The 22,658-nt window shown below is 73.2% G+C and carries 20 protein-coding genes; 6 read left to right on the top strand and 14 right to left on the bottom strand.

The annotated features are described in order from the left end of the window. Positions 1-134 precede the first annotated feature (134 nt). From AAG589_RS14235 to AAG589_RS14210, 6 genes are all read left to right on the top strand, one after another. Complete coding sequence (locus AAG589_RS14235; protein WP_430567890.1) at positions 135-3,119, top strand: glycoside hydrolase family 3 C-terminal domain-containing protein; 2,985 nt, start codon at positions 135-137, stop codon at positions 3,117-3,119. Between the two features lie 189 nt (positions 3,120-3,308). Beyond that, the gene (locus tag AAG589_RS14230; protein ID WP_430567889.1) at positions 3,309-4,883 is read left to right on the top strand and encodes a glycoside hydrolase family 43 protein; all 1,575 of its coding nucleotides are present in this window, start codon (positions 3,309-3,311) and stop codon (positions 4,881-4,883) included. Positions 4,884-5,023: 140 nt separating this feature from the next. Further along, positions 5,024-6,322, top strand: a complete 1,299-nt coding sequence (locus AAG589_RS14225; RefSeq protein WP_430567888.1) for an ABC transporter substrate-binding protein — start codon at positions 5,024-5,026, stop codon at positions 6,320-6,322. 48 nt (positions 6,323-6,370) lie between these two features. After that, positions 6,371-7,357 carry a carbohydrate ABC transporter permease gene (locus AAG589_RS14220; RefSeq protein ID WP_430567887.1) on the top strand — a complete coding sequence of 329 codons (987 nt, stop codon included), beginning with the start codon at positions 6,371-6,373 and terminating at the stop codon, positions 7,355-7,357. Beyond that, entirely contained in the window at positions 7,357-8,235 is an 879-nt protein-coding gene (locus AAG589_RS14215) for a carbohydrate ABC transporter permease (RefSeq protein WP_430567886.1), read from the top strand. The genes AAG589_RS14220 and AAG589_RS14215 overlap by 1 nt, the downstream gene beginning before the upstream one ends. Continuing rightward, positions 8,232-10,244, top strand: a complete 2,013-nt coding sequence (locus tag AAG589_RS14210; protein WP_430567885.1) for a beta-galactosidase — start codon at positions 8,232-8,234, stop codon at positions 10,242-10,244. Before AAG589_RS14215 ends, AAG589_RS14210 begins: the two co-directional genes overlap by 4 nt. A gap of 18 nt (positions 10,245-10,262) precedes the next feature. Here the strand turns inward: AAG589_RS14210 and AAG589_RS14205 are convergent, their stop codons facing one another. From AAG589_RS14205 to AAG589_RS14140, 14 genes are all read right to left on the bottom strand, one after another. Next, the gene (locus AAG589_RS14205) at positions 10,263-11,552 is read right to left on the bottom strand and encodes an N-acetylglucosamine-6-phosphate deacetylase (protein ID WP_430567884.1); all 1,290 of its coding nucleotides are present in this window, start codon (positions 11,550-11,552) and stop codon (positions 10,263-10,265) included. 61 nt (positions 11,553-11,613) lie between these two features. Further along, positions 11,614-12,309, bottom strand: coding sequence for an endonuclease NucS (nucS, locus tag AAG589_RS14200; protein ID WP_430567883.1), 696 nt, complete (start codon positions 12,307-12,309; stop codon positions 11,614-11,616). 63 nt (positions 12,310-12,372) lie between these two features. Then, positions 12,373-12,792 carry a DUF2550 domain-containing protein gene (locus AAG589_RS14195; protein ID WP_430567882.1) on the bottom strand — a complete coding sequence of 140 codons (420 nt, stop codon included), beginning with the start codon at positions 12,790-12,792 and terminating at the stop codon, positions 12,373-12,375. Between the two features lie 11 nt (positions 12,793-12,803). After that, on the bottom strand, positions 12,804-13,088 hold the full coding sequence (locus AAG589_RS14190) for a F0F1 ATP synthase subunit epsilon (RefSeq protein WP_079569637.1): 285 nt from the start codon (positions 13,086-13,088) through the stop codon (positions 12,804-12,806). Positions 13,089-13,189: 101 nt separating this feature from the next. Beyond that, complete coding sequence (gene atpD / locus AAG589_RS14185; RefSeq protein WP_430567881.1) at positions 13,190-14,671, bottom strand: F0F1 ATP synthase subunit beta; 1,482 nt, start codon at positions 14,669-14,671, stop codon at positions 13,190-13,192. A gap of 58 nt (positions 14,672-14,729) precedes the next feature. Continuing rightward, positions 14,730-15,629, bottom strand: coding sequence for a F0F1 ATP synthase subunit gamma (locus tag AAG589_RS14180; protein ID WP_430567880.1), 900 nt, complete (start codon positions 15,627-15,629; stop codon positions 14,730-14,732). Positions 15,630-15,631: 2 nt separating this feature from the next. Continuing rightward, positions 15,632-17,260: a F0F1 ATP synthase subunit alpha gene (gene atpA / locus AAG589_RS14175; RefSeq protein ID WP_430567879.1), complete on the bottom strand. Its 1,629-nt coding sequence runs from the start codon at positions 17,258-17,260 to the stop codon at positions 15,632-15,634. Between the two features lie 81 nt (positions 17,261-17,341). Beyond that, positions 17,342-18,157 (bottom strand): F0F1 ATP synthase subunit delta, encoded by an 816-nt coding sequence (locus AAG589_RS14170; protein ID WP_430567878.1) that lies wholly within the window; start codon positions 18,155-18,157, stop codon positions 17,342-17,344. Continuing rightward, positions 18,157-18,768 carry a F0F1 ATP synthase subunit B gene (locus tag AAG589_RS14165; RefSeq protein ID WP_430568041.1) on the bottom strand — a complete coding sequence of 204 codons (612 nt, stop codon included), beginning with the start codon at positions 18,766-18,768 and terminating at the stop codon, positions 18,157-18,159. Before AAG589_RS14165 ends, AAG589_RS14170 begins: the two co-directional genes overlap by 1 nt. Before the next feature lie 2 nt (positions 18,769-18,770). Next, a complete protein-coding gene (locus AAG589_RS14160) occupies positions 18,771-19,001 on the bottom strand; it encodes an ATP synthase F0 subunit C (protein WP_430567877.1) in 231 nt (76 codons plus the stop codon). A gap of 103 nt (positions 19,002-19,104) precedes the next feature. Further along, the gene (atpB, locus tag AAG589_RS14155; RefSeq protein ID WP_430567876.1) at positions 19,105-19,974 is read right to left on the bottom strand and encodes a F0F1 ATP synthase subunit A; all 870 of its coding nucleotides are present in this window, start codon (positions 19,972-19,974) and stop codon (positions 19,105-19,107) included. 181 nt (positions 19,975-20,155) lie between these two features. Continuing rightward, positions 20,156-20,647, bottom strand: coding sequence for a hypothetical protein (locus AAG589_RS14150; RefSeq protein ID WP_430567875.1), 492 nt, complete (start codon positions 20,645-20,647; stop codon positions 20,156-20,158). Further along, positions 20,644-21,888, bottom strand: coding sequence for a glycosyltransferase family 4 protein (locus AAG589_RS14145; protein WP_430567874.1), 1,245 nt, complete (start codon positions 21,886-21,888; stop codon positions 20,644-20,646). The genes AAG589_RS14150 and AAG589_RS14145 overlap by 4 nt, the downstream gene beginning before the upstream one ends. After that, positions 21,885-22,658 carry an L-threonylcarbamoyladenylate synthase gene (locus AAG589_RS14140; protein WP_446719742.1) on the bottom strand — a complete coding sequence of 258 codons (774 nt, stop codon included), beginning with the start codon at positions 22,656-22,658 and terminating at the stop codon, positions 21,885-21,887. Before AAG589_RS14140 ends, AAG589_RS14145 begins: the two co-directional genes overlap by 4 nt.

The raw sequence follows: 22,658 nt of genomic DNA, 5'->3' as shown, positions 1-22,658 counted from the left end.
ACGCCCGACCTCGATGACGTATCGTCACCCCGCAGAGCGCCGCCACTCGAGCGATCGATGTCGAACCGTTTCGAACCCGTGCGGAACCGCCGGACGACGGCGGACGGCTCGTTCCCGACGACGAGAGGAGCCCCGTGAGCCCGCAGCACCCGCCCGTGGCCGCGCCCCGCACGCCCCCCGCCACCGAGCGCGCCGACGCCGCCGTCCCCGCCTTCCGCGACCCTCGCCGGCCGGCGAGCGAGCGCGCCGCGGACCTGCTGTCGCGGCTCACCCGCGACGAGCGGCTGGCGATGCTGCACCAGGCCGCGCCCGCCGTCGACCGCCTCGGCCTGGCGGCCTTCCGCACCGGCACCGAGGGCCTGCACGGCGTGTCCTGGCTCGGCACCGCCACGGTGTTCCCGCAACCCGTCGGCCTGGCCGCCACCTGGGACGCCGATCTGCTGCGCCGCGTGGGCGACGCCGTCGCGACCGAGGTCCGGGCGAAGCACGCGGCCGACCCGACGGTGAGCCTCAACGTCTGGGCACCGGTCGTGAACCCGCTGCGCCACCCGGCGTGGGGCCGCACCGAGGAGGGGTACTCCGAGGACCCGCACCTGACCGGGCTGCTCGGCACCGCGTTCAGCCGCGGGCTGCGCGGCAGCCACCCGCGCGTCTGGAAGACGGTCCCCACGCTCAAGCACTTCCTCGCGTACGGCAACGAGACCGACCGCGCCGTGACGAGCTCGTCGCTGTCCCTGTGCACGCTGCACGAGCTGGAGCTGCCGGCCTACCGGGCCGCGATCGAGTCCGGCGCGGCGGGTGCCGTGATGCCGTCCTACAACCTCGTCAACGGGCGGCCCAACCACGTGGCCCGCGAGCTGCTCGACGAGCTGCGGAGCTGGGCACCGGGCTCCGTGGCCGTCGTCTCCGACGCCGGTGCGCCCACGAACCTCGTGGTCGGCGAGCGGTACTTCGCCGACCACGTCACCTCGCACGCGGCCGCGCTGCGCGCCGGTGTCGACTCGTTCACCGACAACGACGCGGACGCCGGCCCCACCACCGAGCGGTTGAGGGCCGCGCTGGAGCAGGGGCTGCTCACGGACGACGACGTCGACCGCGCCGTCCAGCGCCTGCTCGAGCTGCGGGTCCGCACCGGCGAGCTCGACGGCGACGCCGACCCGTACGGCGCCATCGGGCCGGACGCGATCGACCTGCCGGAGCACCGCGCCCTCGCGCGCGAGGCCTCGGCCCGCTCGGTCGTCCTCCTCGCGAACGACGGGCTACTCCCCCTCGCGCCCCCGCACCGCGTCGCCGTCCTGGGCGCGCTGGCCGACCGCGTGCTCACCGACTGGTACTCCGGCACGCCGCCCTACGCCGTCGGCCTCGCCTCGGCGCTCGCGGAGCGCTACCCGGACGCGCGTATCGACGCCGTGACCGGCGCGGACACCGTGGTCCTCCGCGCGCTGTCGACCGGTGCCTACGTGTCCGCCTCTCCCGACGGCGCGATCGTGGCCGCGACGGCTGCTCGCGGGGACGACCGCGCGTGGTTCGAGGTGACCGACTGGGGCGAGGGCGTGCTCACGCTGCGCTCGGCCGCCAGCGGGCGGCTGCTCACCGGGGCCGGATGGATGCTGCGCGCCGACGCGGACCGGGTGGGCGGCTGGGTGGCGCAGGAGACGTTCCGGCGCCACCACCACGCGGACGGCACGTGGTCGCTGCAGCACCTGGGCAGCGGGAGGTGGGTGCGCGTGCAGCACGGCACGGCGACGCTGGTGGCCGAGGCGCAGCGACCCGAGGACGCCGAGCGCTTCGCGTGGCGCACCGTCCGGTCCGGGCTCGCCGACGCGGCCGCGGCGGCCGGCTCGGCGGACGTCGTGCTCGTCGTGGCCGGCAACGACCCGCACGTCGCGGGGCGCGAGACGGAGGACCGCCCGCACCTGTGCCTGCCCGTCACGACGACGGAGCTGTGGCGCACCGCGCGCGAGGCCTGCGACCGCGCCGCGCTCGTCGTGACGTCGAGCTACCCCTACGTCCTCGGCCCCGAGACGGCCGACGCGGACGCCGTCGTCTGGTCGAGCCACGGCGGGCAGGAGCTCGGCCACGGGCTGGTCGACGTCCTGTCCGGCGACGTCGAGCCGTCCGGCCGCCTCGCCCAGTCCTGGCCGGCCGACGAGGACCAGCCCGGTGAGCTCCTCGACTACGACCAGGCCGCGCATGGCGCCACGTACCGGTACGCGGCCGGCGACGCGGGGTTCGCCTTCGGGCACGGCCTGAGCTACACGACGGTGGCCTACGAGCGCCTGGTCGTCGACCGGCCCACGGTCACGGCGCCGCCACCCACGCACGCGCACCCCGCGCTGGGCGCGCCCGTACCCGGAGCGCCCGGCGCCGTCGCCGCGCGGGTCACCGTCCGGAACACGGGCACGCGCCCGGTCGAGGAGCTCGTGCAGGTGTACGCGCTCGGGTCGGACCTGCCGATCCCGGCCCCGCGGCGGCTCCTGCTCGCGTTCCGACGCGTGTCGCTCGCCCCCGGCGAGGCGGCGGAGGTCGAGCTGTCGTTCGACGTCGCGCGGCTCGCGGTGTGGGACGTCGCCGCGCAGGTCTCGGACGCCCCCGACGACTGGGTGCACGCCGGCGCGCTGCGGGTGCAGCCCGGGGAGTACGTGATCGCGGCCGGGCCGTCGAGCGGCGACCTGCCGCTGCGTGCGGGGCTCGCCGTCACCGGCGACACCCCGTCGCCGCGCCGGGCCGCGGGCGCCCGGCTCCTGGCCGTGGCCACGTCGGCCACCGAGGCGCTGGTGCTCGGCGACCGGACCCCGGAGGCTGGCGCCGTCCTCGAGGTCGCGCCGGGACACCGGCGAGGCCGCGCCGAGTACGCGGGGCTCGACCTCGCGGGGGCGCGCACGATCACGCTCGAGCTCGCCACCACGGGCCCCGTCCGCGGGGACGTCCTCGTCGAGACCCGCGACGGCGCGACGTGGCGGCCGCAGGCCCTCGTGCCCGTGCCGCCGCACGCCGACGGCGGTCGCTACCGCTGGGCGGTGCGAACCGCGGAGCTCGCGCCATCGTCCGGCCCCACCGACCTGCGGGTCAGCCTGCCGGCGGGGGCCCGCCTCGCCTCGCTGTCGTTCGACCGGTGACGACGGTGGCGACAGCGACCGACCGCGTCGTTGCGTGCCCCGGCCCGCCCACCGTACTGTGAGTCGAAGCGCTTCGACGGCTTGGTGGCCGGCTCAGGCGCTGGTCAGTGGCGGGCGGCGGAGCCCGCCCGCGCAGATTGGAGCGACGCCGATGACGACGTTCGACACCCCGGACGGACCCGTGACCCCGTGACCGCGACCCGCTCGCACGTGACGCAGCCGGAGGCGTGGGCCGACGCGACCAACCCCGTGCTGCCCGGCTTCCACCCCGACCCGTCGGTGTGCCGCGTCGGCGACGGCGAGGACGCCTGGTTCTACCTCGTCACCTCGACCTTCGAGTATCTGCCCGGCATCCCGGTCCACCGCTCGCGCGACCTCGTGTCGTGGGAGCTGGTCGGACACGTCATCACCGACCAGCTGGACTACGCCCGCATCGCCGACTCGGACGGGCTCTACGCGCCGACCATCCGGCACGACGGCGAGCGGTTCCTCGTGGCGTGCAAGTTCGTCGGCGACCCGGAGGGGGCGAGCGGGAACTTCGTGGTCACCGCCGTCGACCCCGCCGGGCCGTGGTCGGCACCGGTGTGGTGGCACGACTCGACGGGGGGCGACACCTCGCTGTTCCTCGAGGACGGCAGGATCTGGGCGCACGGCGCGCGTCAGGCCCTCGAACCCCGATGGCACGCGCAGGGCGAGATCTGGGTGCGGGAGGTCGACCCCGTCACCCTCCGGCTGACCGGGCCCGAGACGGTCGTGTTCGAGAGCGCGGTCATCGGGGCGATCTGGACCGAGGGGCCGCACCTGTACCGGAACGGGTCGTCGATGCACCTCGTCGCGGCCGAGGGCGGGACGGGACGGGACCACGCGGTCGTGGCAGGGCGCAGCGCCGGCCCGACGGAGGTCTTCGAGGTCACCGCGAGAAACCCCGTGCTCACCCACCGCCACCTGGGCCCGGACGCCTGCGTCGTCAACGTCGGCCACGCCGACCTCGTCGAGGCGTCCGACGGCTCGTGGTGGGCGCTCGTCCTGGCGTCCCGTCTGGTCGACGGCGTCGACCTCCTCGGGCGCGAGACGTTCCTGACCCCCGTGGTCTGGGTGGACGACAGCCCCGTCCTCGCCCCTGGAGAGGGCACCCTGGTGCCCGAGCCGGGCGGGCCCGCCCGGCCCGACGGCCACGGGACGCAGGGTCCGCCGACGCGAGGTGCGGACGAACCCTGGATCGCCGTCCGCCGCCTCCCGGCCGAGATCGCCGAGCCCGCCGTCGACAGTGCCGGGACGACGGCTGCCCTCCGGCTCACCGCCGGCCGGCCGCTCGACGACCCGCTCCCCGCGTTCGTCGGCCGACGCCTGCTCGCACCGTCCTCCACCGTCACGCTCGACGTGCCCGTCGCGCCCGCCGACGGCGTCGAGGAGGTGGGCCTGGCGCTGCGGCAGTCCGGCCGGCAGTGGTTGACGGCGGGCCTGGCATCCCGGTCGACCGGACCGGAGGGCGGCCACGATCTCGTGGTCACGCGGTGCGTGCACGGCCGGCGCGAGGAGGCGGCCCGCTGCCCGGTCGCGGGGCCGGGGCAGGTGCGTGTCCGCGTGCACGGCCGCACCGCGGAGGTGTCGTGGTCGGCCCGCGACGAGACCACACCGGTCGTGACCGTGGACGTCGCCCATCTGTCCACGACGCACGCGGACGGCTTCGTCGGCGTCGTGGCCGGGCCGTACGCCGTCGGCACCGGTGCGATCGACGTGGGGCCGTTCATGCAGCAGCGGTGACGCGCCCCAGCAGCGCCCGGGCCGGATCCGGCGGCCCAGACATTTGACAGATATCGGTTGGAGCACGCATTCTGACCAGGCTTCGCTGTCGAAGCGTTTCGACCGAATGAAGGTCCTCACCCCTGTCGAAGGAGACGCGGATGCGCAAGGCGTGGCCCCTCGCGGCCGCCACCACCGTCCTGGCGGTCGGGCTCTGCGCCTGCTCGTCGGACGACCCTGCCGCCCCCACGGCGGACGACGGCCCCGTGGTGCTCGACTACTGGGGGTGGGGCACGGCGCAGAAGCCGATGATCGACGCCTGGAACGCGACGCACCCGGACATCCAGGTGCGCCACACCGACGCCGGCGGCGGCACGGACTCGTCCGCGAAGCTCGTGACCGCCACCCGGGCGGACAACGCCCCCGACGTCGCACTGGTCGAGTACAACACCCTGCCGGCGATGATGGTCGCGGGCGTCGTCGCGGACATCACGCAGTACACGGAAGGGCTCGACGACGAGTACGCCCCCGGCGTGTGGAACCAGGTCTCGTTCGAGGGCGCGACGTACGGCGTGCCCCAGGACGCCGGGCCCCAGGCGCTCACCTACAACAAGGCCCGCCTCGACGAGCTGGGCATCGACGTCCCGACGACGTGGGACGAGTTCGCCGACGCCGCGCAGAAGGTCCGCGAGGCGGACCCCGACGCCTACCTCACGACGTTCGCGCCGGCCGAGTTCGGCGGGTTCGCCGGCTACGCGCAGCAGGCAGGCGCGCAGTGGTGGCAGGTGGACGACGCGCGCTGGACCGTCGACTTCGACGACGACGCCTCGGTCGCCGTCGCCGACTACTGGCAGGACCTCATTCACCGCGACCTCGTCCTGGCCGAGCCGCTGCTCACCCCCGAGTGGAACGCGAAGGTCAACCAGGGCGACGTGCTCTCCTGGCCCACCGGGCTGTGGGCTGCCGGGGTCCTGTACGGCGTGGCCGAGGACACCGCCGGGGACTGGGCCATGGCACCCCTCCCCCAGTGGACGGAGGGCGACCCGGCGGTCGGGTTCCAGGGGGGCTCGGCGCTCGTCGTGACGACCTCCAGCGAGCACCCGAAGGAGGCCGCCGAGTTCGCCCGGTGGATGGGCACCGCCGACGAGGCCGCCGCCGCGCAGATCGAGCAGGGCCAGTACCCGGCCTCGTTGGCAGGCCAGGAGCTGACCCTGCACAGCGACCCGCCGCTGCTGATGCCGGAGCAGAAGGACTACTGGAAGATCGCCGCCGAGATCACCCGGACCACGATCCCCGAGATCAGCTGGGGTCCCAACGTCAACGTCGCCTCCAGCGCGTTCCAGGACGCGATGTCGAAGGCCGTCACCCAGGGCACACCGCTGCGGGACGCCCTCACCGAGACCGAGGCTGTGGTGGTCGACGACATGGAGACCACCGGCTTCGACGTCGCCCGGTCCTGACCCCCGGCGTGGCGACCGCCACGCCGCGCCTCCGAGGAGTGCACCACCATGAGCGCTGTCGCCGACACGCAGAGCCACGACCCCGCGGGCGCCGCCACGGCCCCGCGGCCCGACGCCGCACCCCAGCCGTACCGCCGCAGCCGGCGGCGGCTGGCCGCACCGCTGCTGTTCCTGCTCCCCGCGGCCGTCCTGTTCCTCGCCTTCCTGGCGATCCCGATGTGCTACGCCGTGTTCCTCAGCGTGCGCGGCATGCGGGTCACGCCGGGCGGAGGCCCGTTCGGCATCATCCGCGAGACGTGGGTGGGGCTCGACAACTACGCCGCGGGGCTCACCGACCCCGAGTTCCTGGCGGGCTTCGGCCGCCTGTTCGTCTACGGGATCATCGCCGTGCCCGTCACGCTCGGGCTCGCCCTCACGTTCGCGCTGCTGCTCGACCTGCCGCGCGTGCGCGGCACGCGGTTCTCGCGCACGGCGATCTTCGTGCCGTACGCCGTGCCCGGGGTCGTCGCCACGCTGCTGTGGGGGTTCCTCTACCTGCCGTCCACGAGCCCGCTGAACTGGATCCTCGAGCGGGTCGGGCTCAGCGGGATCGAGGTGCTCGAGGGCCCGATGCTGTTCCCTGCCGTCGCGAACATCGCGATCTGGAGCGGCGTCGGCTTCAACATGATCATCCTGTTCACGTCCCTGCGCGGGATCCCCGCCGAGATCTACGAGGCCGCGCGGCTCGACGGGGCCGGCGAGTGGGACATCGCCTATCGGATCAAGGTCCCGCTCGTCGGCCCCGCGCTGGTCCTCACCGGGCTGTTCGCCCTCATCGGCACGCTGCAGGTGTACGGCGAGCCCACCACGCTGCGGCCGATGACGAGCGCCATCTCCCAGACCTGGGTGCCGCTCATGACGATCTACCGCGACGCGTTCACCCGGGACGACCTGTCCCTCGCTGCCGCCTCGTCGGTCGTCCTGGCGCTGGGCACGCTCGTCGTGTCCGTCGTCCTGCTCCGGGTGACCCAGAAGCGATCGTTCGGAGAGAGCTGATGACCACCACCACCGCGTCTCGGGCCGTCCCGACCCGGACGGCCCCGCGCACCCGCGGGCGCGTCGTCCCGACGGTCGCGCTGATCCTCGGGGCCCTGTACTGCCTGGTCCCCGTCGCCTGGGTCGTCGTCGCCTCGACGAAGACCAGCTCCGAGCTCTTCACGAGCTTCACGTTCCTGCCCGGCACGGGGCTCTGGGAGAACCTGCAGGACCTCTTCGCGTACGGCGACGGACAGTACCTGCGATGGGCGCTGAACAGCCTGGTCTTCGCCGGGGTGGGCGCCCTGGCCAGCACCCTCGTCTCGACGATGGCGGGCTACGCCCTGGCGAAGTACGACTTCCCCGGCCGCCAGGTCGCGTTCTACGCCATCCTCGGCGGCGTGCTCCTGCCCGGCATCGTCCTGGCCGTGCCGCAGTACCTGCTCATGGCCAAGATCGGCCTGGCCGGAAGCTACTGGTCGGTGCTGCTGCCCTGCCTGATCTCGCCGTTCGGCATCTTCCTGGCGCGGGTCTTCGCCGCGTCCGCGGTGCCGTCGGACACGATCGAGGCCGCCCGGATCGACGGCGCCCACGACGCCCGGGTCTTCACCTCCATCGCCCTCCCGATGATGGTGCCCGGCATGGTGACCGTCTTCCTGCTGCAGTTCGTGGGCATCTGGAACAACTTCCTCCTGCCGTTCATCATGCTGTCGGACGAGTCGAAGTACCCGCTCACCGTCGGCCTCTACACCCTGCTGTCGAAGGGCTCGGGAACGCCGTCCCTCTACAGCCTCGCGATCGTCGGCGCCGCCGTGGCCATCGTGCCGCTCGTCGCGATGATCCTGTTCCTGCAGCGCTACTGGCGCCTCGATCTCATCAGCGGAGGACTCAAGGGATGACCGCGTTGCTCTACGGCGGGGACTACAACCCCGAGCAGTGGCCCCGGGAGGTGTGGGCCGAGGACATGGAGCTCATGCGCCGGGCGGGCGTGAACACCGTGACGATCGGGGTGTTCTCCTGGGCGCTCCTCGAGCCGCGCGAGGGCGAGTACGACGCGGGCTGGCTCGACGACGTGGTGGCGACGCTCGACGACGCGGGCATCGGCTTCTTCCTCGCGACCCCGACCGCGTCCCCGCCGCCGTGGTTCACCCGTGCGCACCCGGACGCGATGCCGGTCCGGCCCGACGGGACGCGGCTGACGCACGGCTCGCGCGACACGTACGCGATCAGCGCCCCCGCCTACCGCGCGGCCGCGCGGCGCGTCGCCCGGTTCCTCGCCGAGCGCTACGGCCGTCACCCCCGGCTGCGCGGCTGGCACGTGCACAACGAGTACGGGACGGTCGACCACGGGCCGCACGCCGAGGCCGCCTTCCAGCGCTGGCTGCACGACCGGTACGGCACCCTCGACGCGCTCAACGACGCCTGGACCACCGCGTTCTGGTCCCAGCGGTACGACGACTGGGCGGACATCACCCCGCCGCGGGTCACGCAGTACCTGCCCAACCCGGCGCACGTCGTCGCGTTCCGGCGGTTCTGCTCGGACGAGATGCTGGCGGCGTTCACGGAGCAGAAGGAGCAGATCCGGGCGGCCGGCTCCACCGCGCCCGTGACGACGAACTTCATGCTCCCCACGTGGAACCACCTCGACCAGTGGGTGTGGCGCGACGAGCTCGACCTCGTCTCCGTCGACCACTACCTCGACACGCCCGGCCCGGACGGCGAGGCTCACGTGGCCTACGGCGCCGACCTCACCCGCTCCTGGGCGGGCGGCCCGTGGTTGCTCATGGAGCAGAGCGCCAGCGGGATCCGCGAGGGGTCGCGGCTCGCGTTCAAGGAACCGGACCGGATGATCCGCAGCTCCCTCGGCTACGTAGCCCGCGGCTCGCAGGGCGCGCTGTTCTTCCAGTGGCGCGCTTCCGCGGGCGGGGCCGAGACCTGGCACAGCGGCATGGTGCCGCACGCCGGTCCCGACAGCCGGCAGTTCGACGGCGTCGTCGCCCTCGGCGAGCTGCTGGACCGGATCGCCGAGGTGGTCGAGCCGCCGGCCGAGGGGCCCGTCGTCGAGGCCGACGTCGCCGTGCTGTGGGACGCGCACGGCTGGTGGTCGCTCGAGACCCCGCACCTCCCCCACGACGGCCTCGACTACGCCACCGAGGTCCGGGCGACGCACCGCGCCCTGTGGCGCGCCGGCGTGGCCGTCGACTTCGTGGCGCCCGGCGGCGACCTCTCCCGGCACCGCGTGCTGTTCGTGCCGAGCCAGCTCGCCATGGACGACGCGACGGTGGAGTGGCTCACCCGCTACGTCGCCGACGGCGGCCACCTGGTCGTCTCCCGGTTCACCGGCGTCGCCGACGAGCACGAACGCGTGGTGACCGGCGGCTACCCGGGCCGCCTGCGCGACCTCCTCGGCATCCGCGTCGACGAGCTGCGGCCGCTGGCCGACGACGAGCGACTGCGGCTGAGCGACGGGTCCGTCGTCGACCAGTGGACCGAGCGCGTGCACCTGACCGGCGCCGACCCCCTCGCCACCTACGCCGACGGGGACCTCGCCGGGCTCCCGGCGATCACCCGCCGCGCCAGCGGGTCGGGGACCGCGACATACCTCTCGACGCGGCTCGTGCAGCACTCGCTCGACCGGTTCGTCGCCGACCTGCTCGCCGCGCACGACGTGCGCCCCGTGCTGCCCGGCGGCCTCGGCACCGGCATGGAGGCCGTCCGACGACGGGCCGCCGGCGGCACGTACCTGTTCCTGCTCCACCACGGCGACCGGCCGCTGCGCGTCACCGGACCGGGGGTCGACCTCGTCACCGGCACGTCCACGGCGGCGGGGATCGTCGTGCCGCCCGGCGGCGTCGCCGTGGTCCGCGAGGACGGGCCGGGCGCGGAATGGGCCGTGACGGCGTCCTGACCCGCCTCGCCGCGGCGGTCAGACCCGGACGACGTCCACGCCGCCGCGCAGCACGCGCCGCACGCGCAGGTCGCCGTCGGTGACGACGAGGTCCGCGCGGCGCCCGACGACGAGCCCGCCCACGTCGGTGAGTCCAAGCACGCGCGCGGGCACCCACGACGCGGAGCGCACCGCGTCGACGAGCGGGACGCCGGCGGCGACCGTCTCGCGCACGACGTCGAGCAGGTGCGCCGTGCCGCCCGCGATCGCGCCGCCCTCCGGGTCGTCGGTGTCGGTGAGGCGGGCGACGCCGTCGCGCACCGTCACGGCCATCGGGCCCAGCTCGTAGGAGCCGTCGGCCATGCCGGCGGCGGCCATCGCGTCGGTGACGAGCGCCACCCGGTCGGCCCCGACCGTCTCGACGACGGTGCGCACGGTGGCCGGCGCCAGGTGCACGCCGTCGGCCACCAGCTCGACGACCAGCGCGCCGCGGGCCGCGGCCGCGAGACAGGCCGCGACCGGCCCGGGCGAGCGGTGGTGGAGGGGGCGCATGCCGTTGAAGAGGTGCGTGGCGGTCATCTCGCGGGCGGGCGCCTCGCCGGCCTCGGCCGCCCCGGCCAGCGCAGCGGCCACCTGCGCGACGAGCACCTCCGCCTGCTCCGTCGTCGCGTCGGTGTGCCCGAGGGACGGCACGACGCCGGCCCCGACGAGCGCCTCGGCCACGCCCCCGGGCCCGACGACGCCGTCGACCTCCGGAGCCACGGTCATCGTGCGCAGGTGCCCCCGTGCCGCGTCGACGAGGTCCCGGACCAGGCCGGTGTCGCCCGGGAGGAGGTCGTCCGGGCTCTGCGCACCGCGCCGCTCGTGCGACAGGAACGGGCCCTCGGCGTGGATCCCGGCGATCTCGCCGGCGTCGGCGAGGTCGGCCAGCATCGCCGCCCGGGTGAGCAGCGTCTCGCGGTCGGCGGTGACGAGGGAGGCGAGCATCGTCGTCGTGCCGTGCCGCCGGTGCTCGAGCACGGCGACCAGCGCCTCGTCGGTGGTCGTGGCGTCCGGGAAGCCGACCCCGCCGCCGCCGTGGTCGTGCAGGTCCACGAGGCCGGGCAGCAGCGCGGTGCCGGGCTCGGGGGCGGCGGCGCGCGCCACCGCCGCGGCGACGTCCGGGTCGGCGTGCTCCGCCGCGGCCGTGGGCCCCACCCAGCGCACGAGGCCGTCGGCGACGACGACGGCGCCGTCCTCGACGTCGTCCTGCGGCGTCACCACGCGCCCACGCAGCGCGACCAGCGCGCCGGGCTCGGGGACGGGGGCCGTGGGGAGGGCAGCGCTCATGCGCCAATCCTGCCGCACGCCACCGGGATTGCGAAACCCTCCTGACAAACCCATCGAGGGGTCAGAAGAGGCGCGACTCCACGTCGTCCACGCCGCGCATCGCGTCGTAGTCGAGGACCAGGCACTCGATCCCCCGGTCGGTCGCGAGCACGCGCGCCTGCGGCTTGATCTCCTGGGCGGCGAAGACGCCGCGCACCGGCGCCAGCAGCGGGTCGCGGTTGAGCAGCTCCAGGTAGCGGGTCAGCTGCTCGACGCCGTCGATGTCGCCGCGGCGCTTGAGCTCCACCGCGACCGTGGCGCCCGAGGCGTCGCGGGCGAGGATGTCGACCGGGCCGATCGCCGTCATGTACTCGCGGCGCACCAGCGTGTGGCCCGCGCCGAGGCGGTGGATCTGGGCGGCCAGCAGCTCCTGCAGGTGGGCCTCGACGCCGTCCTTGACCAGCCCCGGGTCGACGCCGAGGTCATGGGCGGAGTCGTGCTCCACCTCGTGCAGCTCGATCTCCAGGCGGTCGTCCGACTTCTGGTGCTGCACCGTCCAGACCTGGGTGACGCCACGCTCGCGCGCCTCGTCGTCGGGCTCGCCGACCGACGTCGAGCAGGGCGGGCTCATCCAGTTGAGCGGCTTGTACGAGCCCCCGTCGGAGTGCAGCAGCACGCTGCCGTCGGCCTTGACGACGATGAGCCGCGTGGCGAGCGGCAGGTGGGCGGTGAGCCGGCCGGTGTACCGGGCCGAGCAGCGGGCGACGACGAGACGCACGGTCCCCCTCTTCGTTCGTGGCAGGAGCTGTGGGGTGGGCGCCACGGACGGCGCCACAGGACCCTACAGGACCAGGTCTCGGCGGCCCGGGGGCGCGGACTCGAGCCACGACGCCAGCCCGGCGTACGCGCCGGAGGACATCAGCAGCTCGAAGTCGGTGCCGTCGTATCGGCAGCGGACCAGCACCTGGTCGGGCTGGCCGGCCTGGTCGAGCGGGGCCCGGCCGGTGATCGAGAGCCCGTCGCGCAACCAGACCCGCGCGGGGCGCGGCGCGAGCGACCAGCCGCGCCACCAGTCGATGCGGCCCACCGCGTAGTGGGCGATCCCCACCATCCACGCGGCCTGCGGGTCGTCCGCGGGCCGGGCGTGGCAGGGGAAGGAGCCGACCCTCCGGGAGAGGGTCCGCAGGCGGGAGGCACCGGCGGCGAGCACCAGTCCGAGCGCGACGACGATCCCGATCGCGATCCAGACTGCGTACGCCACCGGCACCTGCCTCAGCGCAGCGCCGGCTCGCGGCCGGACAGCTCCGTGACCTCGTCGACGACGATGGTCACCAGGTTGCCGTCGACCGAGACGAACCCGCCGGTGACGTGCGCCTCGACCGCGGTCTCGTGGGCCGTCGACACCTTGACCGTGCCCGGCCGCAGCACCGCGAGGAGCGGGGCGTGGCCGGCGAGGATGCCGACCTGGCCGTCGACGGACGGGGCGCTGACCTCGCGCGCCGCGCCGGACCAGACCTTGCGGTCGGCCGCGACGAGGTCCACGTTCAGCTCTGCCATCTCCATGTCCTCTTTCCGATCGTGCGGGGTTCCTCAGGCGATCACGTCGCCCCGCCGGGAGGCGGTGCCTCCCGGCGGGGCGACGCGGCGGGACGAGACCGTCAGGCCCCGTACTCCTTCTGGATCCGGGCCCAGTTCTCCTCGAGCATCTCGAGGCCGCCGATGTTGTAGAACGCCTGCTCGGCGATGTGGTCGAACTCGCCCTCGGCGATCTTCTTGAACGCCTCGATGGTCTCGCTCAGCGGCACGGTGGAACCCTCCACGCCGGTGAACTTCTTCGCCATGTAGGTGTTCTGCGAGAGGAACTGCTGGATGCGGCGCGCACGCGCGACGACCGTCTTGTCCTCCTCCGAGAGCTCGTCCACACCGAGGATCGCGATGATGTCCTGCAGCTCCTTGTTGCGCTGCAGGATCGACTTCACCTGGGTGGCCACGTCGTAGTGCTCCTGGCCCACGTACCGCGGGTCGAGGATGCGCGACGTCGAGGTCAGCGGGTCGATCGCCGGGTACAGACCCTTCGACGCGATCTCTCGCGAGAGCTCGGTCGTCGCGTCCAGGTGGGCGAACGTCGTCGCCGGCGCCGGGTCGGTGTAGTCGTCCGCCGGCACGTAGATCGCCTGCAGCGAGGTGATCGAGTGACCGCGGGTCGACGTGATGCGCTCCTGCAGGACGCCCATCTCGTCGGCCAGGTTCGGCTGGTAGCCCACCGCGGACGGCATGCGGCCGAGCAGCGTGGAGACCTCGGAACCGGCCTGCGTGAACCGGAAGATGTTGTCGATGAAGAGCAGCACGTCCTGCTTGCGCACGTCGCGGAAGTACTCCGCCATCGTCAGCGCGGACAGGGCGACGCGCAGACGCGTGCCCGGCGGCTCGTCCATCTGGCCGAAGACCAGGGCGGTCTTGTCGAAGACGCCGGCCTCCTCCATCTCCGCGATGAGGTCGTTGCCCTCACGGGTGCGCTCGCCGACGCCGGCGAACACCGACACACCGCCGTGGTCCTGCGCGACGCGCTGGATCATCTCCTGGATGAGGACCGTCTTGCCGACGCCCGCACCGCCGAAGAGGCCGATCTTGCCACCCTGCACGTACGGCGTGAGGAGGTCGATCGACTTGATGCCGGTCTCGAACATCTGCGTCTTCGACTCGAGCTGGTCGAAGGCCGGGGGCTTGCGGTGGATGGACCACCGCTCGTTGATCTCGATCTTCTCGCCCGGCTCGGCGTTGAGCACGTCGCCGGTCACGTTGAAGACCTTGCCCTTGGTCACGTCGCCGACGGGCACGCTGATCGGCGCGCCGGTGTCGGTCACGACCGAGCCGCGCACCAGACCGTCGGTCGGCTTGAGCGCGATGGCGCGGACCAGCGAGTCACCCAGGTGCTGGGCGACCTCGAGCATGAGGGTGAAGGACTTCTCCCCCTCGCCCTGCGTCGACAGGTCGATCTCGACCGTCAGGGCGTTGTAGATGTCGGGGATCGCGTCCTCGGGGAACTCGATGTCGACGACGGGGCCGATCACGCGCGCGACACGGCCCACGCCGGGTCCGCTCTGGTGCTCGACCGGGGCTTCCACGGTGGTGGCGGTCATTGCTTGCCTCGCTTCGAAGGGGTCGTTCCGGGTGTCAGGGTCGTCCGCGGCATCAGGGTCATGATGCCGCGAGGGCGTCGGCACCCGAGACGATCTCGCTGATCTCCTGGGTGATGTCCGCCTGGCGGGCCTGGTTCGCCAGGCGCGTGTAGGTGCGGATCAGGTCCTCGGCGTTGTCCGTCGCCGTGTGCATCGCCCGCTGGCGCGCGGCCAGCTCGGACGCCGCTGCGTCGAGCATGAAGCTGAAGATCCGGCTGCGCACGTACCGCGGCAGGAGCGCGTCGAGGACGCTCTCCGGCGACGGCTCGAAGTCGTACAGCGGGAACGCCTCGTGCTCGCCGGGCACGGCCACGCCCTCGACGACCTCGAGCGGGAGCATCCGCACGACGCGCGGTCGCTGCGTGACCATGTTGACGAACTGCGTGTACACGACGTGCAGCTCGCCCACGCCGCCCTCGGCCGCGGGGGCGAGGAACGCCCCGAGCAGCGTCTGGGCGATCTCGCCGGCGACGTCCGAGTCCGGGCTGTCCGAGCCGTACGACCACTCCCCCGCGAGCTGGCGCCCGCGGTAGCTGTAGTACGAGACGGCACGGCGGCCGGTCGCGTAGAGGTCGACCTGCTTGCCCTCGGCCTTCAGCTGGGCGACCAGACGCTCGGCCTCGCGGATGATCGACGCCGAGTAGGCGCCGGCCATGCCGCGGTCCGACGCGATCACGAGGACCGCGACGCGGTCGGTGTCGTGCCGCTCGCTCGTCAGCGGGTGCTTGGTCGACGTGTGCGTCGCCACGGCGGACACCGCGCGGGTGATGGCCCGCTCGTACGGCGCCGCCGCGGCGGTGCGCGCCCGCGCCTTGCCGATGCGGGAGGCCGCGATCAGCTCCTGCGCGCGGAACATCTTCTTCAGCGACTGCGTCGACTTGATCCGCTGCTTGTAGATGCGCTGGGCTCCACCGGCCATGCTCAGGCCTTCTTCTGCACGACGAGCTGCTCCTGCTCGACGTCCGCGGCCTCGTCCTCGGCGTCACCGCCGACGAGCGGGGTGCCGTCGGCCTTGAGGAAGCCGTTGCGCACGTCCTCGACGGCCGCGGCCAGCGCGTCCTCGGTGTCCTGCTCGAGCTTGCCGGTCTCCGCGATCGTGGAGAGCACCGAGGTGTTCCGGCGCAGGTGGTCGAGCATCTCGGACTCGAACCGCTTGACGTCCTCGACGGGGACGTCGTCCAGCTTGCCCTTGGTGCCGGCCCACACGGACGCGACCTGGTCCTCGACCGGGTACGGCGTGTACTGCGGCTGCTTGAGCAGCTCCATCAGCACCGCACCGCGCGCCAGCTGGCCCCGCGACGCCGCGTCGAGGTCGGACGCGAACATCGCGAACGCCTCCAGCGAGCGGTACTGCGCCAGCTCGAGCTTCAGCGTGCCGGAGACCTTCTTCATCGCCTTGATCTGCGCGTCACCGCCGACTCGGGAGACGGAGATGCCGACGTCGACGGCCGGGCGCTGGTCGGCGTTGAAGAGGTCCGACTGCAGGAAGATCTGGCCGTCGGTGATCGAGATGACGTTGGTCGGGATGTACGCCGAGACGTCGTTCGCCTTGGTCTCGATGATCGGCAGGCCGGTCATCGAGCCCGCGCCCAGGTCGTCCGAGAGCTTGGCGCAGCGCTCGAGCAGCCGGGAGTGCAGGTAGAAGACGTCGCCGGGGTACGCCTCGCGGCCCGGCGGGCGGCGCAGCAGCAGCGACACGGCACGGTAGGCCTCGGCCTGCTTCGACAGGTCGTCGAAGATGACCAGCACGTGCTTGCCCTGGTACATCCAGTGCTGGCCGATGGCCGAGCCGGTGTACGGGGCGATGTACTTGAAGCCCGCCGGGTCGGAGGCCGGGGCCGCGACGATCGTCGTGTACTCCAGCGCGCCGGCCTCCTCGAGGGCGCCGCGCACGGAGGCGATCGTCGAGCCCTTCTGGCCGACGGCGACGTAGATGCAGCGGACCTGCTTGTTCGGGTCGCCCGACTCCCAGTTGGCCTTCTGGTTGATGATCGTGTCGATCGCGATCGCCGTCTTGCCGGTCTGGCGGTCGCCGATGATCAGCTGGCGCTGACCGCGACCGATCGGGATCATCGAGTCGATCGCCTTCATGCCGGTCTGCAGCGGCTCGTGCACGGACTTGCGCTGCATGACGCCGGGCGCCTGGAGCTCGAGGGCGCGGCGGCCCTCGCTCTCGATGTCGCCCAGACCGTCGATCGGGTTGCCCAGCGGGTCGACCACGCGGCCGAGGTAGCCCTCGCCCACGGGGACGGACAGGACCTCGCCGGTGCGGCGGACCTCCTGCCCCTCCTCGATGCCCGTGAACTCGCCGAGGACGACGACGCCGATCTCCCGGACGTCCAGGTTCAGGGCGAGGCCGAGCGTGCCGTCCTCGAAGCGCAGCAGCTCGTTCGCCATCGCGCCGGGGAGGCCCTCGACGTAGGCGATGCCGTCGGCGGCGACGGTGACGCGGCCGACCTCCTCGCTGACCGCGCCCTCGGGCTCGTACGACTTCACGAAGCTGTCCAGAGCGGCCCGGATCTCCTCCGGCCGGATCGTCAGCTCAGCCATTGCTCTCTCCTGTCGTGGCCGCGACTCGCGCGGCCTCACGTTCTGCGTAGCCGACCAGGGGCCGGCGCTGGGCCTAGGGGTTCAGCCGGCCAGCCGGCGACGGGCGTCGGCCAGGCGGGACAGCACGGTGGAGTCGACGACGTCCGCGCCGACCTGGATGCGCAGGCCACCGATCACGGCCGGGTCGACCGTGACGTTGAGCTGCACCGCGCGCCCGTAGGCGCGCTCGAGCAGCCCGGCGAGCCGGTCCTGCTGGGACTGGCTGAGGACGGCGCCGCTGGTGACCGTGGCCACGAGGCGACGGCGCCGCTCGGCGGCGATCTCCCCGTACCACAGCAGCGTCGCCACGAAGCGGCGGCCGCGGAGGTGCGTCGTGGCCCGGCGGGCGAGCGCCTGCGTGACGCCGTCCACCTTGCCGGTGAGCAGGGCGTCGACGAGCTGGGCCCGGCGCTCGGGGTCGGTCGCACCGTCCGAGAGCACCTGGCGCGCCTCGCGCTGACCGACGAGCGCCCGGGTCAGCCGGAACAGCTCGTCCTCGACGGTCTCGAGGGCGCCCCGCGACTCGGCCGACGCCAGCACGGCGTCCAGCCCGAGGCGCTCGACGGCGTCGGCGAGGTCCGCGTCGCCGGACCAGCGCGACCGCGCCAGCCCCGTGACCAGGTCCACGACCCGCTCGTCGAAGCCGCCGGCCAGCACGCGGCCGGCCAGGGCCGCCCGGTCCTCCGGGTCCCGCGACGGGTCGGCGAGCGACCGACGCAGCGGCCCGGAGGCGTCCAGGGCGGCGACGACGGCGAACAGCTGCTCGCCGAGCGTCTGCCCGTCGGCCCCGGCGGACCGCAGGACCGGCTCGAACCGCTCCTGCGCCGCGGCGAGGGAAGCTCCGCTGGTGCCCCGCATCAGCCCTCCTTGCCGGCCGAGCTGCCGGCCGACGCGGTCTGCGCCGAGCGCGACTCGTCACCCGCAGCCTCGAGCTCGTCGAGGAAGCGGTCGACGACGCGCGACTGACGCGCGGAGTCCTCCAGGGACTCGCCGACGATCTTCGACGCGAGCTCCGTGGCCAGCGTGCCGACCTCGGCGCGCAGGGAGACGGCCGCCGTCTGGCGCTCGGCCTCGATCTGGCGGTGCGCCGTCTCGACGATCCGGGAGGCCTCGTCCTGCGCCTTGCTGCGCAGCTCCGCGACGATGGCCGTGCCCTCGGCACGCGCCTCCTCGCGGGTCTTCGCGGCGTCGGCGCGGGCCTCGGCGAGCTGCTGGTGGTACTCCTTCAGCGCCTCGGCGGCCTCTTCCTGCGCCTTCTCCGCCTTGGCGATGCCGCCCTCGATCTTCGCGGTGCGCTCGTCGAGCACGGCCTGGAACTTCGGCAGGACGTACTTGTAGAACACGATCCCGACGATGACCACGATGACCAGCGACCAGATGATGTCCGGGGGGTGCGGCAGGAGGATGTTCTGCTCGGTCTCCTCGGCAGCGAGGACCGCTGGCGCGGAGACGTTCAGGGGGGAGACCATCATCACGGGACGATGAAGCCGGCCACCAGGCCGAGGAGCGCGAGCACCTCGACGAAGGCGATACCGATGAACATCGTGGTACGGAGCTGGCCGGAGACCTCGGGCTGGCGGGCCATGCCCTCGATCGTCTTGCCGATGAGGATGCCGAGGCCGATGCCCGGGCCGACCGCCGCGAGGCCGTAACCGATGGTGCCGATGTTCCCGCTGACCTCGGCGAGGGTGGTGACGTCCACTGGGTTTCCTTCCGGTTGGCGCCGGGCCTCGGTGGCCCGGCGTCGCTTTCGTGGGGTGCAGTTCTGGAGCTGGTCCGGCCTCAGGCCGGGTACCGCGAGACGGTCAGTGCTCCGCCTCGACGGACATGTTGAGGTAGACGGCGGTGAGGATCGCGAAGACGTACGCCTGGAGCGCCGCGACGAAGATCTCGAAGAAGAAGAACGCCGCGCCCGCCACGAACGTGCCCGCGCTGAACAGCTTCATCGCGCCGGCGGCGTCGAACAGGAAGTACGACGTGGCCGCGAAGCAGATCGCGAGCATCAGGTGACCCGCGACCATGTTGGCCAGGAGTCGGATGACGAGCGTCGCGGGCCGGAGGATGAAGACCTGGAGCGCCTCGATCGGCACGAGCAGCACGTAGAGCGGCTTCGGCACGCCCGGGGGGAACAGCGAGTTCTTGAGGTAGCCGCCCAGGCCGTGCGCCTTGACGCCCGCTCCCAGGTACATCACGTACGTCCAGGCCGCGAGCACGATCGGCAGGCCGATCACGGAGGTGCCCGCGATGTTGAGGAACGGGATCACGGCGGCGATGTTCATCACCAGGACCGTGCAGAAGATCGTCGCGAGCAGCTTGAAGTACTTGCGGCCGTTCTCCTGGCCGAGCACCTCGATCGCGATCGAGTTGCGCACGAAGTCGAGGACCATCTCGACCCCGTTCTGGAACCGGCCCGGCACCAGGCGCGCACGTCGCGCGGCGAGGCAGAAGACCAGCAGCAGGACGGCCGCCATGATGACGCGGACCAGGATGATCCGGTTGAACTCGAAGGGCGTGCCCTCGAAGAAGATGGCCGGCGGGAAGAAGTCCGCGATCGTGGGCGCATGGAACTCGCTGCCACCTTCGGCGGCGAGCAGCAGGGGGATCGCTGGCGTAGACAGGGGGTTCTCCCGGAGGTCGTACGGGCCGGGCGCGCTCCACCGCTGGGGGCACGCCATCGGACCTGGCCGTCATGGATTCGCGGACAGCCTACCGGATGTTCACAGGTGCTCCGTCATCCCGGAGCAGAATTTCCGGCCAGATCCCGCGGCTTGTGAAGAAGGGCACGATGTTGCCCCCGGCGACGGATCGTCGCCCGGCGCAAGCACCCTGGTCAGGCGGCTCGGCCCGACCACCCGGTCACGGCTGCACGTACGGGACGCGGCCGCGGTTGACCGCGCGGTAGTCGAGGAGCGCCGACCCGATCGCGCCGACCGCGAGCACCGCGAGCAGCACCCAGGGGTCGTAGAACGTCCTGCCCTGGAGCAGGGCCAGCACGACGATGAGGACGACGATCTTGGCCACCCAGGCGCCCATGACGAACGCCGCCATGCGCGCCGGGCTCGAGCCGACCGTGCGCATCATCGACCAGATCGTCGTCGCGCAGAAGAAGGCCGCGATCGCGGCGCCTACGAGCGCGCCCCACAGCCCGGGCAGGCCGGCGACCAGGAGTCCGATCCCGCCGCCCAGCACCACCAGCGCCCCGACGAGGAGCAGCGTGTCCCGCAGCGCCGTGCGCAGCACGCGACGCTCGGCGGCGGTCGCGTGCTCCGCCGCGGCGTCGGCGGCCCCGTCGGGCACGGGCCCCGGGGCGCGGTCGGGCGTCGGGCCGGGGGTGTCGGGCGTCGTCATCGCTGGCGTCCTTCGTGCGTGGTCAGGGTGGGAGCGGCCGGGGCGGCCGACGGCGGGGCGGTGCGGGACGTCGCGGGCGCGGGGTGCGCCGGCGCGACGGTGGGGTGGCTCCCCGTGGCGACGTCGTCGTCCAGGAAGCGGCCGCGGGTGCGCAGCGGGCCGAGGGTGAGCAGCAGCGCCACCACGACGGCGACGGCCAGCCCCGCGAGCACGGCCTTCCAGTCCCACAGCACGAGCGCCGCCACGCCGTAGGAGAAGACGGCGGCCCACACGTAGAGGATGAGCACGGCGCGCCGATGGGAGTGGCCGAGGGCCAGCATCCGGTGGTGCAGGTGCATGCGATCGGGGTGGAACGGCGACTTGCCGGCCGCGAGGCGGCGCACCACGGCCATCGCCATGTCGAGCAGCGGCAGCAGCACCACGGCGACCGGCAGCAGCAGCGGGATGAACAGGGGCACGCGCTGCGCCCCGGAGAGCGTGGCGCCCATCGAGACCGGGTCGACGTTCCCCGTGATGGTGATGGCCGAGCCGGCGAAGACCAGCCCGAGCACCATCGAGCCAGAGTCGCCCATGAAGATGTGCGACGGGAAGAAGTTGTGCGGGAGGAAGCCCAGGCACGCCCCGACCAGCACGGCCATCATGAGGGTCGCGAGGTTCGCGTAGTTCTCGGGCGTGGCCTGCTGGGTGAGCCCGTAGGTGTAGAGCAGGAACGCGGAGCCGCCGATCGCGATGAGGCCCGCGGCCAGCCCGTCCAGGCCGTCGACGAAGTTCACCGCGTTCATCGCCACGACGACCACCAGGATCGTCAGGAACAGCGAGATCCGCGACGAGGTGATGAACAGCCAGTCCGGCGTGGGCAGCGACGTCAGCTGCACCTGCTGCAGCGCCATGAACCCCGCCGCGAGCACCTGCCCGGCCAGCTTGGTCATCCAGTCCAGGTCCCACACGTCGTCCGCCCAGCCCAGCAGGCAGACGATCGCGGCGCCCCCGATGATGCCCCACGCCTGCGGCCCGCTCTCGAAGACGCCCGTGAGGAACGGCATCTGCGAGGAGAGCACCACCGCGACGACGATGCCGAGCAGCATGGCCAGGCCGCCGAGCCGCGGCGTCGGCTGCACGTGCACGTCGCGCGCCCGCACCGCGGTGATCGCGTTCGTGCGCCGCGCGACCCAGCGCGCGCCCGGCGTGGCGAGGTACGTGACCGCCGCCGCGACGAGCATCAGGAGCAGATAGGCCCTCACCCGGCGGACTCCTGGCCGGGGGCGGAGCTCTGCTCCTCGTTCGGCGCGTCCGAGGGCGCGCCGGCCGGCTCGTCCGGCGCGTCCGTGGTCTGGTCCCCGGGCTCGCCCGCGGTCTCCTCCGCGGGCTCGTCGACGCCGCGGACGGGCGCGACGTCGTTGAGCGCCTCGAGCGTGATCGCCCCCTGGCGGACGACCCGGAGCTGCGCCCCGGTGGCGTCCACGATGGTCGAGGCGACCCCGCCGGGCGCGTCCCCGCCGTCGAGGTAGACGGTCACCGCGTCGCCGAGCTGCTCCTGCGCGTCGGCGACCTCGAGGGCCGCCGGGTTGCCGGTGGCGTTGGCGCTCGACACCGCGAGCGGGCCGGTGCGGCGCAGCAGCGCCAGCGCGGCCGGGTGGTCGGGCATGCGCAGCGCGACCGTGCCGTGCGTCTCCCCCAGGTCCCACTGCAGCGACGGCTGGGCCTGCAGGATGATCGTGAGCCCGCCCGGCCAGAACGCCTCGGCGAGCTTGCGCGCGTCGTCGGGGACCTGGGTGGCCAGCCCGTCGAGCGTGCGCACGTCCGGGATCAGGACGGGCGGGGGCATCTGGCGCCCGCGGCCCTTGGCCGCGAGCAGGGCCGCGACGGCCTCCGCGTCGAAGGCGTCGGCGCCGATGCCGTAGACGGTGTCGGTCGGCAGCACCAGCAGGCCGCCGCGGGAGACCGTGTTCACCGCCTCGTCGATCGCAGGGCCCCAGGTGTTCGGGTCGGTGACGTCGTGCACGCTGCTCAC

It is taken from the genome of Isoptericola sp. F-RaC21 (assembly GCF_038593535.1).
Taxonomy (GTDB): domain Bacteria; phylum Actinomycetota; class Actinomycetes; order Actinomycetales; family Cellulomonadaceae; genus Isoptericola.
The sequence above is the reverse complement of the archived record's forward strand: the minus strand, read 5'-3'. Positions and strand labels throughout refer to the sequence as shown.